This is a genomic window from Tissierellales bacterium (assembly GCA_025210965.1).
In the GTDB taxonomy this organism is placed as follows: domain Bacteria; phylum Bacillota; class Clostridia; order Tissierellales; family JAOAQY01; genus JAOAQY01.
In genome coordinates, this window is sequence record JAOAQY010000030.1 from 1 (window position 1) to 15,069 (window position 15,069).

General features: G+C 32.9%; 13 protein-coding genes. 3 read left to right on the forward strand and 10 right to left on the reverse strand.

What is annotated here, in order from left to right; all coding sequences use genetic code 11:
• From N4A40_01615 to N4A40_01630, 4 genes are all read right to left on the reverse strand, one after another.
• Nucleotides 1-575, reverse strand: a 575-nt coding sequence (locus N4A40_01615; protein MCT4660530.1) for a TldD/PmbA family protein, incomplete at its 3' end; no start/stop codon positions are given.
• Nucleotides 575-1,999 (reverse strand): TldD/PmbA family protein, encoded by a 1,425-nt coding sequence (locus N4A40_01620; protein ID MCT4660531.1) that lies wholly within the window; start codon nucleotides 1,997-1,999, stop codon nucleotides 575-577. The genes N4A40_01615 and N4A40_01620, both read right to left, overlap by 1 nt.
• 248 nt (nucleotides 2,000-2,247) lie before the next feature.
• Complete coding sequence (locus tag N4A40_01625; protein MCT4660532.1) at nucleotides 2,248-3,156, reverse strand: phosphatidylglycerol lysyltransferase domain-containing protein; 909 nt, start codon at nucleotides 3,154-3,156, stop codon at nucleotides 2,248-2,250.
• 78 nt (nucleotides 3,157-3,234) lie between these two features.
• Nucleotides 3,235-4,644, reverse strand: a complete 1,410-nt coding sequence (locus N4A40_01630) for a TraB/GumN family protein (GenBank protein ID MCT4660533.1) — start codon at nucleotides 4,642-4,644, stop codon at nucleotides 3,235-3,237.
• A gap of 355 nt (nucleotides 4,645-4,999) precedes the next feature.
• On the opposite strand from N4A40_01630, the gene N4A40_01635 reads away from it, so the two are divergent.
• Entirely contained in the window at nucleotides 5,000-6,145 is a 1,146-nt protein-coding gene (locus tag N4A40_01635; GenBank protein ID MCT4660534.1) for an MFS transporter, read from the forward strand.
• A gap of 54 nt (nucleotides 6,146-6,199) precedes the next feature.
• Complete coding sequence (locus N4A40_01640) at nucleotides 6,200-8,230, forward strand: Cache 3/Cache 2 fusion domain-containing protein (protein MCT4660535.1); 2,031 nt, start codon at nucleotides 6,200-6,202, stop codon at nucleotides 8,228-8,230.
• Here N4A40_01640 and N4A40_01645 read toward each other — a convergent pair.
• Nucleotides 8,227-8,538 carry a nucleoside triphosphate pyrophosphohydrolase gene (locus N4A40_01645; GenBank protein MCT4660536.1) on the reverse strand — a complete coding sequence of 104 codons (312 nt, stop codon included), beginning with the start codon at nucleotides 8,536-8,538 and terminating at the stop codon, nucleotides 8,227-8,229. The genes N4A40_01640 and N4A40_01645 overlap by 4 nt on opposite strands.
• A gap of 283 nt (nucleotides 8,539-8,821) precedes the next feature.
• Between N4A40_01645 and N4A40_01650 the strand changes: the two genes are divergently transcribed.
• On the forward strand, nucleotides 8,822-10,246 hold the full coding sequence (locus N4A40_01650; protein MCT4660537.1) for an alanine:cation symporter family protein: 1,425 nt from the start codon (nucleotides 8,822-8,824) through the stop codon (nucleotides 10,244-10,246).
• Nucleotides 10,247-10,365: 119 nt separating this feature from the next.
• Here the strand turns inward: N4A40_01650 and N4A40_01655 are convergent, their stop codons facing one another.
• The 5 genes from N4A40_01655 to N4A40_01675 form a co-directional block, all read right to left on the reverse strand.
• Entirely contained in the window at nucleotides 10,366-10,776 is a 411-nt protein-coding gene (locus N4A40_01655) for a YcxB family protein (protein ID MCT4660538.1), read from the reverse strand.
• 204 nt (nucleotides 10,777-10,980) lie between these two features.
• A complete protein-coding gene (locus tag N4A40_01660) occupies nucleotides 10,981-11,502 on the reverse strand; it encodes a YcxB family protein (protein ID MCT4660539.1) in 522 nt (173 codons plus the stop codon).
• Nucleotides 11,503-11,557: 55 nt separating this feature from the next.
• Nucleotides 11,558-12,775, reverse strand: a complete 1,218-nt coding sequence (locus N4A40_01665) for a M14 family zinc carboxypeptidase (protein MCT4660540.1) — start codon at nucleotides 12,773-12,775, stop codon at nucleotides 11,558-11,560.
• A 155-nt stretch (nucleotides 12,776-12,930) separates the two neighbouring features.
• Nucleotides 12,931-14,391 carry an SPFH domain-containing protein gene (locus N4A40_01670; protein ID MCT4660541.1) on the reverse strand — a complete coding sequence of 487 codons (1,461 nt, stop codon included), beginning with the start codon at nucleotides 14,389-14,391 and terminating at the stop codon, nucleotides 12,931-12,933.
• A gap of 23 nt (nucleotides 14,392-14,414) precedes the next feature.
• Nucleotides 14,415-15,041 (reverse strand): hypothetical protein, encoded by a 627-nt coding sequence (locus N4A40_01675; protein ID MCT4660542.1) that lies wholly within the window; start codon nucleotides 15,039-15,041, stop codon nucleotides 14,415-14,417.
• Nucleotides 15,042-15,069 lie beyond the last annotated feature (28 nt).

Genomic DNA, 15,069 nt, shown 5'->3' on the forward strand with positions numbered 1-15,069 from the left:
ATCATGTTGTAAAGTTCTACTGATTCGCCATTTTCTTCCCAGTCTGTAATAAGTTCTATTTCTCCATCGTAGTGATTAAATTCTACATCAATTCCCTCAGATGTAACTATACGTCTTTTACCTCTATTTAAGAATATCTCAGCCGAGTTTACTCCACCAAGTTCTTCCATATCATTTTTGTAAATACTATCTTTAAATCCCATCATAAGTTGCATTATATCTTCTTTTGAAAATTGACTCTCTATAGCCATTGCTTCTTTTTCACTTGGTTTAGCCATAGGATAGTATGGATTCTTTACAAAAGTTGCTGCATAAGCTGCCTTCTCAAGAATTTTTTCAACATCGGATTTTTCCATAGTTGGAGAAATACTTACAGTAGATGATCCCATATATTTTTGGTCATCTTCTTCAAATACTCTATAAATAGTAACTGCATAATTTACTACAGCCTTTCCCCTGTTCATATCTAAATCCTTTTTTATAAAGAAAAGCTCTTTAGATTCTATAGTATCTTCTATTATTTTGTAGTGATCAACTTCTAATCCTGATATGACTGACTTAATTATTTCTAGCATTATGCCAACCTCCCTTTAGCTTTGAGATAAGGACCACCTGTCGATGTTTTTACAAATTCTTTGTAACCTTTACCGCAAGCTCCTGTCCCAGATAATTTGAAATCTTTCGAAACCATAGATATAGACTTAAGTAAATCTGGTACATAACCAGTCAAATAAACTGGCGCCACTATCTTACCTGTCAATTTACCATCAATTATCTCTCTACCCTTCATTGCAACACATTGAATTCCCCAGTTTTTTGGATCTTCCATACCGCTTTGGAAACCTTCAAGTAAATATCCATTTTCTATAGATTTTACCATTTCATCTAATGTGCTCTCTCCTGGTGAGAAGAAAGTATTTGTCATACGAGCATATACTTTTCTTTCAAATGACTCTCTCTTACCATTTCCTGTCGGTACAGTCCCTAACTTCATAGCAGAAAGTAAATCTGAAATCCCTGATTTTAGTATTCCATCATCAATTACTACAGTATCTGTTCCAATAGTACCTTCATCATCAAATAGATATGATGATACTTCTGTAGCTGATTTTGCTCCATCATGCATTCTAACACCATTTGCAGCAACTGCTTTATCAACAAATTCCACAGCTTTTGCTCTTTGCTTTACAAACATATCCATCTCAACTCCATGACCAAATGCTTCATGAGCTATAAGTCCTGCCATATCTGGGTCACAAATTATATCATATTCACCAGGAGACAGTCTCTCTGCTGATAATAAGTCCTTAACTTCATTTACCGCAACTTGAAGACCTGAATGCATTTCATCAAGTATCTCTGCACCTTTCATTCCAGAAAATCCTTTAAAAGCGTACTTTACACCTTCTTCATTTCTTCCAATAGGAATCAAATAGCTACTTACCCAATTATAAGACTGCTCTAAATCTTTATTTGATGAAATAAATAACTTGCACACTTTAACACTCTCATATATAGCTCTAAAGTCAATTAAAAATTCTGCAAGACTCATTCCTTCATTTTTCAAATCAGTAAGTGTATTGATTACATCTTTTGGAGACATAGCTTCTGGATCTTTTTCTACTTCACCATAAAAGCTTTCGCTAATTTCATCCTCTTCTATTACAGGATATTCTACAAATTCCATCCCCTGTGATTTCAAATTATCTACATCGCTTTTCGCAATAGTTTTTATTCGCTTTTCTATATCAGACAAATCATCCATGGTATTAAATGAATACTCTGAATAACCTATTCCATTGTATACCCTTGCTACAAATCCTCGCTCTGACCAATTAGACTCTCCAATAGATGCTCCAGTCTGAGTAACTTGATACTTCGTTCCCGTTGTATCTGAACCCAAAACCGAAACATATTTAAAGTCTTTTCCTAAATTGCCAACAAGTTCTTTCAATCTAGTTTTGCTCTCTTGTAAAAACTTAGACATTTCTACTTTCATTAAAGTCCCCTCCTTAAAATCATTCAAACACTTCAATAACGTAAAAAAAATTTTAACGTTTTATTTTCTACATTCTATCATATATTTTTTCTTTTTCAAATAGAATAATTTTTGTTTAATCAAACTCACCTCACGTAAACCATTGAGGCAAGCTTCTGCTAAATAGATCTATATTTTTTGAGGGAGCCCTTCTAATTAGAGCGGCTCCCTCAAAACAATTCAGATAAAAATTTTATTCACTAGCGAGTTCACTCGCCAATAATTTTAATAGTGTACTTTTCAATCATTTTCTGAGGATGATACGAAAGTTTTGACTTTCTAAGAGACTCTATTCCCAAATCCTGTTCTCTATTTATCCACTTCAAACTATTCTTTTCACTATTTACCATTTGATAAAATAACATAGTATACGCCCCAGTATACTCAGTATTAGCCTTTTCTATATGTATTAGCATCATATCATCAAAGACTAGCTCTGATATGCTAAATCCAACTAATACATTTTCATCATATAATAGTCCCATCCTTATTGGATGTTCTTGCCATTTATCTACTATTTCCAATATTCCCTTAGACTCATGTATCAATGTATTGTAGTCTTCTCTATGTTTCGATAACCAGTAGCTCATAATTTTTGCAATGTCATCTTTTTGGCTTCCATCATAAAATTCAAATCTCCAATTCGGATATGTTCTCATGAATTTATTCACATGATTTTTTTTCTTATGATATTTCTTGCCCGATAAATTTTTTAGCTTGGAAAAATCATATACATAATCCATCTCTTCAGCTCTAGCATAAATTTCAGCATCTATCTCCAATTTTTTAAATTCAAATACAAAGGATTCATCTGCTTTTTTTATAATTAGCCCTCTATTTAGCGTTTTTAGTTCTTCCTTCAAATTCATAATAGCTTTCTTCAATTTATCTAAATCTTTATAGTCTCCAACTGGCTGTGAAAAATACCACTTATTTTCCTTTATATTTATAATCCATATGTAACCTTCAAACTCTAGCCAATGAAAACGATACTTTTCTTTCCAAATATATAGATTAGTGAGATTTACATCAGAAGTATGTGGTCCCCACTTTTCAAAATACGGCTTCAAATATTTCAGGTCTTCATAATCTAGCGGTTTTATTAATTTTTCAATCAAAATTTCCACCTCCCATATTATGTTTACCCAAAATATTCGACAACCTATTTTTAATATTTTTTAATAAATTTAGCCAAATTATTTGATTTGCTTGAATTTATAACCTTTAGCTTCTAATGTTTCTATAACTCCTGTTGAACCATATAAATGACCAGCTCCAAATAACACGAAGTAATCATCTTCACTTTCATCTTCAAAATACTGCTCTATCTTCTCTGCCATATTTATATTTCTCTTATCCCAAAATTCTCTTTCAAATTCGCCTCTACTAGCTTCCATTTTAGGGCTACTAATCATCATCTCTAACTCATAAGCTTCTCCATTTTCCCACGCTGTGAGCATATCTTCTCTAGCTTCCTGAATTTTTGTCATGTCTTCTTTTGATTCATCTGATTTCTCATCAGCAGTTTCCAAAATGTCTTTTAACATATCTATCTGCATCTTTTCATCAGAATCATTAAACAAGTCTGTTTGGAATTCCCAGCCCTCTAATTCAACAACTTCCTTTTTGCCGAGATTTCTTGCTACAAAATACATATCTGGCCCCATAATTGTTTCAGTAGCTGGACTTTCAGTCAATTGTGTCTGTAAAAATAAATTCATAGCCCATGGTTTTAACTTCATATACACTTCTGGGTCTAAATTCATACTAACTATTTTTTCCTTTAATTCATTGTATAGTGACTCGCTCAAATGATTTTTCAAACTCTCTTCGCCTTGATAAAATTGTCTGGTGGTAAAATAATTAAGTCCTTCTTGGTCTGATAAATCTAGCTCTACAACCAATTTTTCAGCCTCATCAAAGGCTTTGTATATATCTTCTTGGAATGGATAGCTCTTTGCCTGCAATAAATGCATTGTTCCAAGTATATACATCGATTTATTGCCCTTTGTCACCTTATAAAAAGTCCCTTCTGAAACCTCATCTGTCATTTTTTTAGCTGTCTCATATAACCTCGCTGACAATACATATGCCATTTCTCTACTAGCTTTATCTTCTAAATTCAAATCTTTTAGATCTAAACTGCTGAGCACGCCTCTATATGTCATAGCATAAACAGCATCTGATAATTGCGATTTATAAAGCGCTTTGTGTTCAACTGGTGCATCAAAATCTACATCTGGCATGGAAGCTTCAAGCGCTCTATAAAGTGCCACACACACCATTCTTCTATTGATTTGATCAGTCTCTGATATATTCTCTGTAAACTCTGGAATATTATCTTCATCACATTGCGATTTCAATGATTGATATAGGTTCAGGCAAAGTTTTTCTAAAGCCTCTTTTGAAATATTTTCGCTGAAATTCCCCCAATCATTATCATCTATCAAATCATAATAATAAGCCATTTGTGAGTCAACTAGTGCCCAATCACTGGGTAATTTTAGCGTTTCTTGTGCATTTACTTGACCTGCTGGCAATAAAGCTGTAAAAAATGCTATCCCAGCTGCCATTAGTATTGATTTCCATTTCTTTTTCATATTCATAATGAATTCCCCCTTTTACTCAATTATAGGATGACAGAATTTTCTTAAATTCATCTTAAATTCACGTTGCAATTTATGTTTTTTTGATTTTTTTGTCAATCATTATTTGCTAAGTTGAGTATTCTATGATATTATTTACGAATAATAAAAATACGATTTCAAAGGAGAACTTAGAATATGCCAGCCGTTAATCCGATTTAATTAATCTTAGACACTATAATTTTTTAAATGCTTGATTTTATCAAGTTGTTTTTTGTGTCTATATTTGTATCGGGTTAAATACGGCTACCTCCTATTTGCTTAGAGAGTGTAGTCTATTTGACTACACTTTTTTTATATTTTAGGAGGTTTCAAAATGAAAATTAAACGCAATGTTTATATACTTTTTACAATCATATTTTTACAAGGATTTGTATTCTACGGCCCTATTGCCACTCTTTACAGACAGTCTCGTGGTCTAGGCTTAGGTGAAATATTTCTGATAGAATCATGTTGCCTTGCTATTATGATTTTACTTGAAATTCCATGGGGATGGATTGCCGACAGAATCGGATATAAGAGGACTTTAATTCTAGCAAATGGTTTCTTCTTTATTTCAAAAATTATATTTTGGAGAGCTTTTGGATTTTATTCATTCTTGTTGGAAAGAATTTTTCTAGCTGTTGCAGTGTCAGGAATATCTGGCTGTGACCAAGCTCTCTTGTATGAATCTATTGACAATAAAAATTCGGATAAAGTTTTTAGTCACTACGCTATGATCTCTAGCCTAGGTTTTCTATTAGCTTCTGGTATTTCGTCTTTTATCATACAATTTGGAATGGAATGGACTTCATTTTTCACTATATTTCCATATGGCATTAGTCTGATACTTTCCTTTTTCTTAAAGGACCTAGATCATCTGAAAAAGTCTAATACATCGATTTTCAAAAATATTAAAGTTGCTATTTCAAATAAAAATATAGTGTATATAGTTGTTGCCGCTGCTATGTTATTTGAAATAAACCAAGCAATAACAGTATTCTTGAATCAAAACTTGTATATAAAAGCAAGTATTCCTATAACTTATTTTGGTCTAATACTAATAATAGTACAGATAGTTAGATTGAGCGCTGGAAAGTCATACAAATTAGTTAGGAGATTTGGAAATTTCAATACACTTTTAGCGATATGTTTGCTAATTGGTATCATTTGTTCTCTGCTAATCTTTACAAAATCTCCATTTGTAGCTATACTTGGCGTCGCATCTATAGCTGGGCTTGTAAGCATATCTCAGCCAATAGTATCAGATTTTCAAAACAAATCTATTTCTAGTGGCGATCGCGCTACTTTATTGTCTATTTATGCCATGATTATTGACTGCATAGGTATTCCAAGCAATATCATAATAGGTAGATTCTCTAATATTAATTTTGTTTATGGTTTTGCAATTTGTAGTATGATGGCTGTTTTAGCTCTATTATTTGTATATCTAGCTAAAAAATCTATTTCAAGCAATTCATAAGATTGATACACCTCTTTTCGTGGTATTTATACTATATAGAATAGAGGTGTTTTTATGTTTAAAAACTGTAAAATAGGAATAAGACAAAAATTATTTTTGCTTTATTTTTTGATGCTTACTATAATAATGATCGTAGTTGGAAGCTTTAGCTTGAATTATGCAACTAATTTTATGAAAAGAGATGCTGAAGAAAAATTGCATTTAATCTCAGCTGAATACACTGCAAGATTTAATTCTCAACTAAAAAATAGCATCACTGTTATACGATCTTTAGAATCAATTGTACTAGCAACATTTGATACTAAGGCTGTTTTTAGCGAACCAAATTATCTAAAAAATTATAAAAATTACCTTACTCCAATAGTATACGAATTCGCATTAAATTTCGAAGATGTCTATATTTACTTCAATCCTGACTTGATAAATGAAGCTCATGATATATGGTTCATAGATGCTGATGGCGATGGAATGTTAGATAGAATTCCAGAGGCCACTATGGATTACTATGACAATGATTACGAAAAAAAAGCATGGTTCTATCAACCAATACTTCAAGGAAAAGCTATATGGACAGATCCCTATCCTTCAACATTCGACATTCCATTTATATTTATATCTCATACAAAACCCTTGTATAAAGACGGACATTTATTAGCTGTAATAGGTACTGATTTCATATTTGACGACATAAAAAATGATTTAGAAAATCTGAAAGTTTTTGATTCAGGTTACGCAATGCTCATAAATGATAGAGGAAATTTCATAATTCATCCTGACTTCTCTATCGACGATCATATATCTGAAGTTAATAATGGCGGTTTCAAATCATTTTATGAAGAAATGAAAAATGAAAATAGCGGTCTAATCGAATACACTTGGTATGATAATCAAGAAAAAGTATTAGCATTTCAAAAATTAGACAATGATTGGATATTAGCTATGTCAGTAGCTAAAGATGATGTCTATGGTCATTTAAATTCATTTTTATCAAAATTAGCTTATATTTTGGTCATATGCATGCTAATTTCAATGATTATAGTTCTGTTTTTGAGTAATCAAATAGCAACACCTATCGAAACGCTTTCATCTAAAATACACAAAATAGGCTCTGGAAATTATGATGAAAAATTACCTGAATCGTATCTATTGAAATCAGATGAATTGGGTATTCTTGCAAGATCAATAGACTCTATGAAAAGAAATCTTCAAAGTTCATTTAAGACTATACAAATGCACAATATAGAACTAGATATGAAAATTGCAGAAAGAACTCAAGATTTACTTGCAATGAACGAGGAACTTCAAGCTACTTTAGAGGATTTACAAAATACTCAAGACCGCCTATTAGAAGCTCGAAAACTAGAAGGCTTAGGTCTAATGCTAGGTGGAATATCACATAAACTTGGAAGCCCTGTCGGCAATGCTATAACTAGCGTATCTAATTTCGAAACAAAATTAAATACGCTAAATGCTAAATTAGTTGAAGGCAATTTGAGCAAAAAATTCTTAGAAAAGCAATTAGATGAACTGATAGATTTATCGCAATTTGCAACTATTAGTTTGCTTTCTGCTAACAAGATACTTTCATCATTGAAAGAAATCAACACAAATCCTAAGCATGGTATTTTTAAAACATTTAAATTAGAAGAAGTTTTTGAAAATACATCTCTTAGAATAAATGATTTATCTGGAAATCAAAAAATTGATTTCTACTTGGACTGCAAAAAAAGCATAGAAATTAAATTTTACCCTATGCTTTTTCACGATATTTTGTTAAATTTAATAAAATTTTCTGTATACTACAATTTACAAAATACACTCCATGGTCAAATTTTTCTATCACTTAGCGAGTCACAAGGTCATATAAAACTCTCTTACAAGGATTCTGGTCCAGCCATAACTACAGATCAGAGAGATTTATTGTTCGATCCCTTTACTCTCTCTAGATTTACTAGGCATGCATCAGGTATAGAACTATACAGTGTATATCACTTAGTTACAAATACTCTCTCTGGTAGAATTCACTATATGTCTAGCGAAGATATGATTGTCATAGAATTTGACAAAAAGGATTTAATCCCTTAATCTACGTAATCTAATATATATCGTTTTTCAAAGGCGCCTCTATCGGTCGCCTTTTTTTCTTTTACTTCAAGTACCTTATCTCTAGATATACCGTATTCACTCATGAGCGCTTCTAATACCTCTAATATATCAGCCATTTCTTCAGCACAAGGTTCATCTCTAAATTCACTTGCCTCTTCTATCAATTTTTCATGAAGTTTTTCTCTATACAATTTCGTATCAGCTATTTCTAATTTATACGTTTTGCCCGAACTCTCAATTATTTCAGGTATTTTGTCTCTAATTAATTTATTATAACTCTTTCTCATAAATAATCCCTCCTATGAATTGTTTTACAAACTATTTTACCACAAATGCTATATTGCAAGTTTTGTTTCATTTTATTCTTTTTTTCAAATGTATTTGTATATTCTGGGCTTTCTAACAAACTTCATTTTTCAGAATATTTTTACTTTCGTTATTTTTATTTATTTTGTTGCAAATATATGTTAGAATAATTTTATTACAAATTCGAAATATTTCTTCAGATCTTTTGACTGTCGTGCTTTCTTTCAAAAGATCTGATATTTATTTTTAAGGAGGTTTTTTTATATGTATGATATTTTAAATTCATTTGTCAATACTGGTAATACCATACTTTGGTCATATGTACTTATATTTATGCTTATTACATTAGGTCTTTACTTTACTATTAGAACTGGTGGAGTTCAGTTTAGAATGTTACCTGAAATGATTCGTCTTTTAACTGAAGGTGCTAGTTCAAAAGGCAAAAAAGGAGTCTCTTCTGTTCAAGCATTTTGTATAAGTACTGCTTCTAGAGTAGGTACTGGTAATCTAGCTGGTGTAGCACTTGCAATTGCCGCTGGTGGTCCTGGCGCTGTATTTTGGATGTGGGTAATAGCGCTAATCGGTGCTGGTTCTAGTTTCGTCGAAAGTACTCTTGCTCAGATCTACAAGGTAAAAGATGGTGATGGATACCGCGGTGGTCCTGCTTACTATATGGAAAAAGCACTCGGAGCTAAATGGATGGGAATAGCATTCTCTATACTTATAACTCTTTGTTTTGGACTTGTATTCAATGCAGTTCAATCGAATACTATTGCAGCAGCTTTAAACGAATCTTTCGGCATAGATAAAATTCATATGGGTATAGCTCTTGCTGTATTTACTGCTATAATTATATTCGGTGGAGTCCACAGAATCGCTAAGGTAACAGAAGTTATCGTTCCAGTAATGGCTGTTGCTTATCTATGTATTGCTGGTTTTGTAATAGTAAAAAATATATCTATGATACCTGGAATTTTTTCACTTATATTTGAAAGTGCCTTTGGAATAAGACCTTTTGGTAGTGCAGTACTAGCTACCGTAGTAACTCAAGGTGTAAAGAGAGGTTTATTCTCAAATGAAGCTGGTATGGGTAGTGCTCCTAATGCAGCTGCAACAGCTGAGGTTTCTCATCCAGTAAAACAAGGTTTGATTCAAACGCTCGGAGTATTTACAGATACTATACTTATATGTACTGCAACTTCATTTTTGATTCTAATAAGTGGAGTATATCAAACTGGTAGTGATAAGGGTATAGAGCTTACTCAAACAGCTCTTAGCTCTCAAGTAGGTGCTTGGGGTGGTATATTTATTTCTATATGTATTTTGCTATTTGCATTTAGCTCTATAGTTGGTAATTACTACTACGGAGAAACTAATATAGAATTTATGAATTCTAATAAAGTACTAGTAACTATATACCGTTTAGCTGTAGTTTATATGGTATTTTGGGGAGCTGGAAGTAAGATTGATATAGTTTGGAATCTAGCAGATCTCTTCATGGGTTCTATGGCAATAATCAACCTTATAGCTATATTATTGCTTGGCAAGTTTGCCTTTGCAGCTCTAAAGGATTATCAAATTCAAAAGAAAGCTGGAAAGAATCCAGTGTTTAAAGCCTCTTCTATCAAAGGACTTAAAAATACTGAGTGCTGGGATGATGAAGATAGCGATATTACTATGTGTAGCTAAAATTTACTATATAACCTAACAAATCCCCCTATAAATCTAATTGATTAGATTTATAGGGGGATTCTTTATCTTTTCAATTCTTCAATGATGTAGTTTAATTCATTCATTGCTTGTCTAAATTATACCGCCATATGTTTTTGTATATTTCTCTTCACAATACTCTCAAATTCGTCAATTTGATCTTGTGATTCAAATGCTCGCTTAGGGATGACTATAGCTTCAATCTGCGATATGTATAAACTATAATTTATATCACTTTTGACCACCTTTACTATTCGATTCCAGCTCAACTTGTTGAAATCATATGCCGTTCTCGCTCTTATACCATCATCATCTATGTCAAATACTTTGTAGCCTAATGATTTCTTAAATTCCTTGTTCTTGTGTTTTTTGATGGTACGAAGACGCATTCTTCTAAATACGATTGATTCAAAATTGAAATGAAATCCAAAATCTAGTATTATAAATCCTATTATCAGGACTAATCCGACTACTAAACTCACCTTAGGAGTCATTAGTGGTCTAAACAATCTAAGTGAAGCAAATATTAGAAAAAACTATGCTTTCATTTCTCTATATCTCATTGCCCTATGACCAAAACCTTTTATATTTTTACAAAAAAAGTTGCTACAAGATATTTTCTCATATCTCGTAGCAACTTCTTTCACAATATTCAACTCTATCTAATGAAAATAAATTTTCAGTATTTCTCAATTTCAAATAAATTGCTCAACTTATTTTCCAGCAAACGCCTCAACTGTTTTTAACAAATTCTCCATATCTTCATCAGTATCAAAAATACTTTTAGGAATCATTACAGCGCTCATTGAGCTCTGGTAGATATAGATGTATTTTTCGTCCTGCTCAATTTTATTTACAGATTCCCAGCTGTGATTTACTTTGCTATAATCTGTAGTTACATCTATACCATTTTCACTAATTTCTACAACTCTATCTCCTATTAAACCCTTGTTATCATCTTCTTCTATCATTTTTCTCACTCGTTTTTCAACTTGTTTCACTACACTTTTTGGATAAAATATTACCCAAAGTACAGCAGCTATTGCAAATGAAATACCCCAATACCATGCAGGTATGTCAGATATCATCGTTATTACAAAAAACATTACAATAAACATAATTGGCCCTACAAGTCTTTGAATCATTAAAGCTTTCTTACCAGTTTTTGAATGATTCAAATGGTGGATGTTAAATGCCACTATGTCATCTACGCTTTGATTGTAATTCAGTTTCACACAAATCATCCTTTCAAAAATATATATTAGCTCACCGTTATTATATCATATATCATCAAGGCGTTTCTATTCTGAAATCTGGAATTCCTTCTCCCTCTATTATTTGTCCACCACTCTCCATTTGATGTGCTTTTGCATATCTGTATTCTTCAAAATCTCTTTTGTAAATATTATCAACATACAATCTATATTTGTGATAACCCACTCTCTGCCCTTCCATTATTGCATATAGGGGCAATAGCTTATTTTTGTCATAAGCTGCTCTATAATAACTCTGTGGCGTAGGTCTATCTGCATTTTCTGCTATGGTTTCTACCACTACTATAGGCTTCAATGTGCGATGAGTTGTATAATCAGACAAGTACCCACTGCCAATACCATTTCCTCTGTTCATCATCTCATAACCAGTAATTTTTTCAAATACCTTGGCAAGTGATTTAGCTCTTTCATTGTATTTACTTGAAAAATAGTATTGATGCCAATAAAGAATTTGACCTTGTGAATGATACGATACAAAATTTCTGAAATCATACCTGTCTACATAATTCATGACTATCTTAACTTCTGGCTCGGAAGCAGGCTTTGTTCCGTGAAAATAAGCCCAAGATGGTTCTTCTCTAAACAAATCACCAGGATACTTTTTCCACAAATCTATCCATTTATTTTCGTCAAAGTCAAAGTATCTAGACGGATAATTCCTATTAAAATCAACTCCTCTAAGACCTGCTTTATAGTAATTTTTGTCTATATACGTTACTCTAGAGATGCTTTCTCTTGCACGAGGTGTTCTTATAGAATCTTCTCCCTTTTTTACCAAATCGAATCCATCTGGGTTTGTGAGAGGCAAAAAGTGAATAACCGATGTATTTAGTATCTCATGCATATTAAATTCTGGTATAGTCGCTTCGTTGTAGTAATCCTTGCAATAAAGTTCTATCTCTTTCATCACGAGCACTGGATTAAACGTCTCCCTAGCGTGCGTTCCGGATTCAACTAAATAATGCTGCTTGCTTACATTAAATTTGGCACTTCTACTGATCTGAGATATATCTTTCGAAATTCTAATTGCATATATCTGCTTGCCATCAAATGATTTTCCAAGACTCTCCATCTCAAGTATATCGGGATATTTTTTTGAAAGTGCTACAGCCTGTGAATGAATATCACTTGATAAATAACTTGCACCTCTATCTATATCAACTATATCCTGTGCTTTAGCTTGTGAGCTTAGAATAGTACATAAAAATATAATAGCAATCAACTTTAATTTCAATATCTCACCTCCTATCGTCCATCTTCACTTTACTTATACCCACAGTCACAATTAAAGCACTTATTTGTAGTTATGATTAACAAAGTTTACAAAAAAAGCAGCATGAAATCATCATTTCTGATTAATTTCATGCTGCTCTCCGCCTTCTATAATTATTATTTTTCTTCTAACTGCTCTTCTTTTGCGATTTCATTTTTTTCAAATTCTGCATCTACCACTGGAGCTTCTATAGCGTCCTGAATCATTTGATCTTTTTTCTCTTCCATTTCTTTTACTAGGTAATCAGGAAGCTGAAGTCCTGCCATCTGGAATAAATCGTTCATTGGTGGGATAGATTTCATCATGCCTGATAAGAAATTAGCTGTAGATGTTTTACCATCTCCACCTCCATTTGCTCCATCCCAAACAACCACTTTATCAATTTTAAGATTTTTGATAGCTTCTACTTGAATCTTAACTAAATCTTCTAATTTATCTGCAATCATAAGCATAGCTGCTTCTTGAGCATTTCCATTAGCTGCCTCTACTAGGGCTTTGAAACCTTCTGCTTGTTTAACAAGAATTTCGTTCATACCTTTCGCTTGGGCTTCCATTTTTGCATATATAGCATCCGCTTCACCACGAGCATGACGTCTTGCCTTTTCTGCCTCTGCCTCTGCATCAATTTCCATACGTCTCTTATCGATTTCTGCATTTACGATAACATCGGCTTCTTTAGTAGCTTTCTCTTTTCTCGCTCTTTGTTTCTCTGCAAGTTCCTCTGCTACATATGATTCTTCAAGAGCCTTAGCAGCTTGAATTTTCTCTGCAGATACTGCAATTTTATTAGCTTCGGCTTCTTTAACCCTTTTGTCTGCATCAGACTGAGCTATAGTTACTTTAGAAAGGTTTTCACCCTCTACAGCAGTTGCATTTGCCTCTGCGACTTGAACCCTCTGGTCTCTAGTTGCATTTGCCTCACCGATAGAACCATCTCTATTCTTCTCAGCAACGCTTTTCTTAGCATCGTTTATTGCTTTAGCTGCAGCTTCTTTACCAAGTGCATCTATATAGCCCGATTCATCGTTTATGTCTGTAACGTTTACGTTTATTAGTCTAAGACCTATTTTCTTAAGTTCTGTCTCGACATTATTTGATACTGCCGCTAAGAATTTGTCTCTATCTGTATTTATCTCTTCGATATCCATAGTTGCTACAACGAGTCTCAATTGACCAAATATGATATCTTTAGCTAACTCTTGTATCTCTGTTCTCTGAAGTCCTAAAAGACGTTCTGCTGCATTTTGCATCACTCCAGGTTCTACTGATACCCCTACTGTAAATCTAGATGGTACGTCAATTCTGATATTTTGCTTACTAAGTGCATTTGTTAAATTTACCTCTATAGATATTGGTGTCAAATCCAAAAATGCATATGATTGGAATACTGGCCAAATAAATGCGGCTCCACCGTGAATACAATTAGCTGACTTATTGCCACCATCACCACTTTTACCAACCTTACCGTATTTAACTAAAATTTTGTCCGATGGGCATTTTTTGTACCTTGAAAATAAAGCACCTAGTAATCCAAATATAAATACGACTACCACTGCTATGTAAATCAATCCTTCCATGTCAATTCCTCCTAGTCTGTTTTTTAATTATCCTTTTTTAAAGATGTTTTTTTGCTAACTTTTTCAACCAAAACCACTTGATTATTCATTACTCCCACAACCTTTATCCATTCTCTAGTTTGTATAGGAGCAGTACTTTCAGTCATAGCTTCTAATTCTCTAAGACTGTCCTGAACTTTGATTTGAATCTTTCCCATACCTTCCTTAGATTTTGGTATAGTTAGATAAACTTCTCCTTCTTTACCTAATGCATTTTTTATATCTAGATTTCCACTAGATGTCATCTTTTTCATTCCATAAAATAGCCCTGCTGAAACCATCATCATGATCCCACCACTTATAACACCAAGTATTAGCGAAGTCGTTTCACTCTTTCCACTAGATACGGCCCAAAGCGCCCCCCATGAAAAGAATGTAAAAAATGCTATAAAATTTCTGACTGTAAATATCTGAAATGAGACTTCAAAATCTCCATCGAACTCCCCTTCAAAATCTCCATCCACTTCACCAACCGGTATATCTACATCCGCATCTCCACCCATTCCAACAAATGTCATTATTGTTTGAATTACAAGTGCCAATGTAGCAGGAACAGCGATATAATAAAGTATGTGTTCTAAATTGCTCAGTCCATTCCACCAATTTTGCATATTACTCCTCCTCTCTCCAATTATTTAT

What these genes read in the sequence shown, in the direction of transcription:
- N4A40_01650 (MCT4660537.1), top strand. Translation starts at nt 8,822, where the DNA reads ATGTATGATATTTTAAATTCATTTGTCAATACTGGTAATACCATACTT.
- N4A40_01670 (MCT4660541.1), bottom strand. Translation starts at nt 14,391, where the DNA reads ATGGAAGGATTGATTTACATAGCAGTGGTAGTCGTATTTATATTTGGA.
- N4A40_01640 (MCT4660535.1), top strand. Translation starts at nt 6,200, where the DNA reads ATGTTTAAAAACTGTAAAATAGGAATAAGACAAAAATTATTTTTGCTT.
- N4A40_01675 (MCT4660542.1), bottom strand. Translation starts at nt 15,041, where the DNA reads ATGCAAAATTGGTGGAATGGACTGAGCAATTTAGAACACATACTTTAT.
- N4A40_01620 (MCT4660531.1), bottom strand. Translation starts at nt 1,999, where the DNA reads ATGAAAGTAGAAATGTCTAAGTTTTTACAAGAGAGCAAAACTAGATTG.
- N4A40_01645 (MCT4660536.1), bottom strand. Translation starts at nt 8,538, where the DNA reads ATGAGAAAGAGTTATAATAAATTAATTAGAGACAAAATACCTGAAATA.
- N4A40_01635 (MCT4660534.1), top strand. Translation starts at nt 5,000, where the DNA reads ATGAAAATTAAACGCAATGTTTATATACTTTTTACAATCATATTTTTA.
- N4A40_01630 (MCT4660533.1), bottom strand. Translation starts at nt 4,644, where the DNA reads ATGAATATGAAAAAGAAATGGAAATCAATACTAATGGCAGCTGGGATA.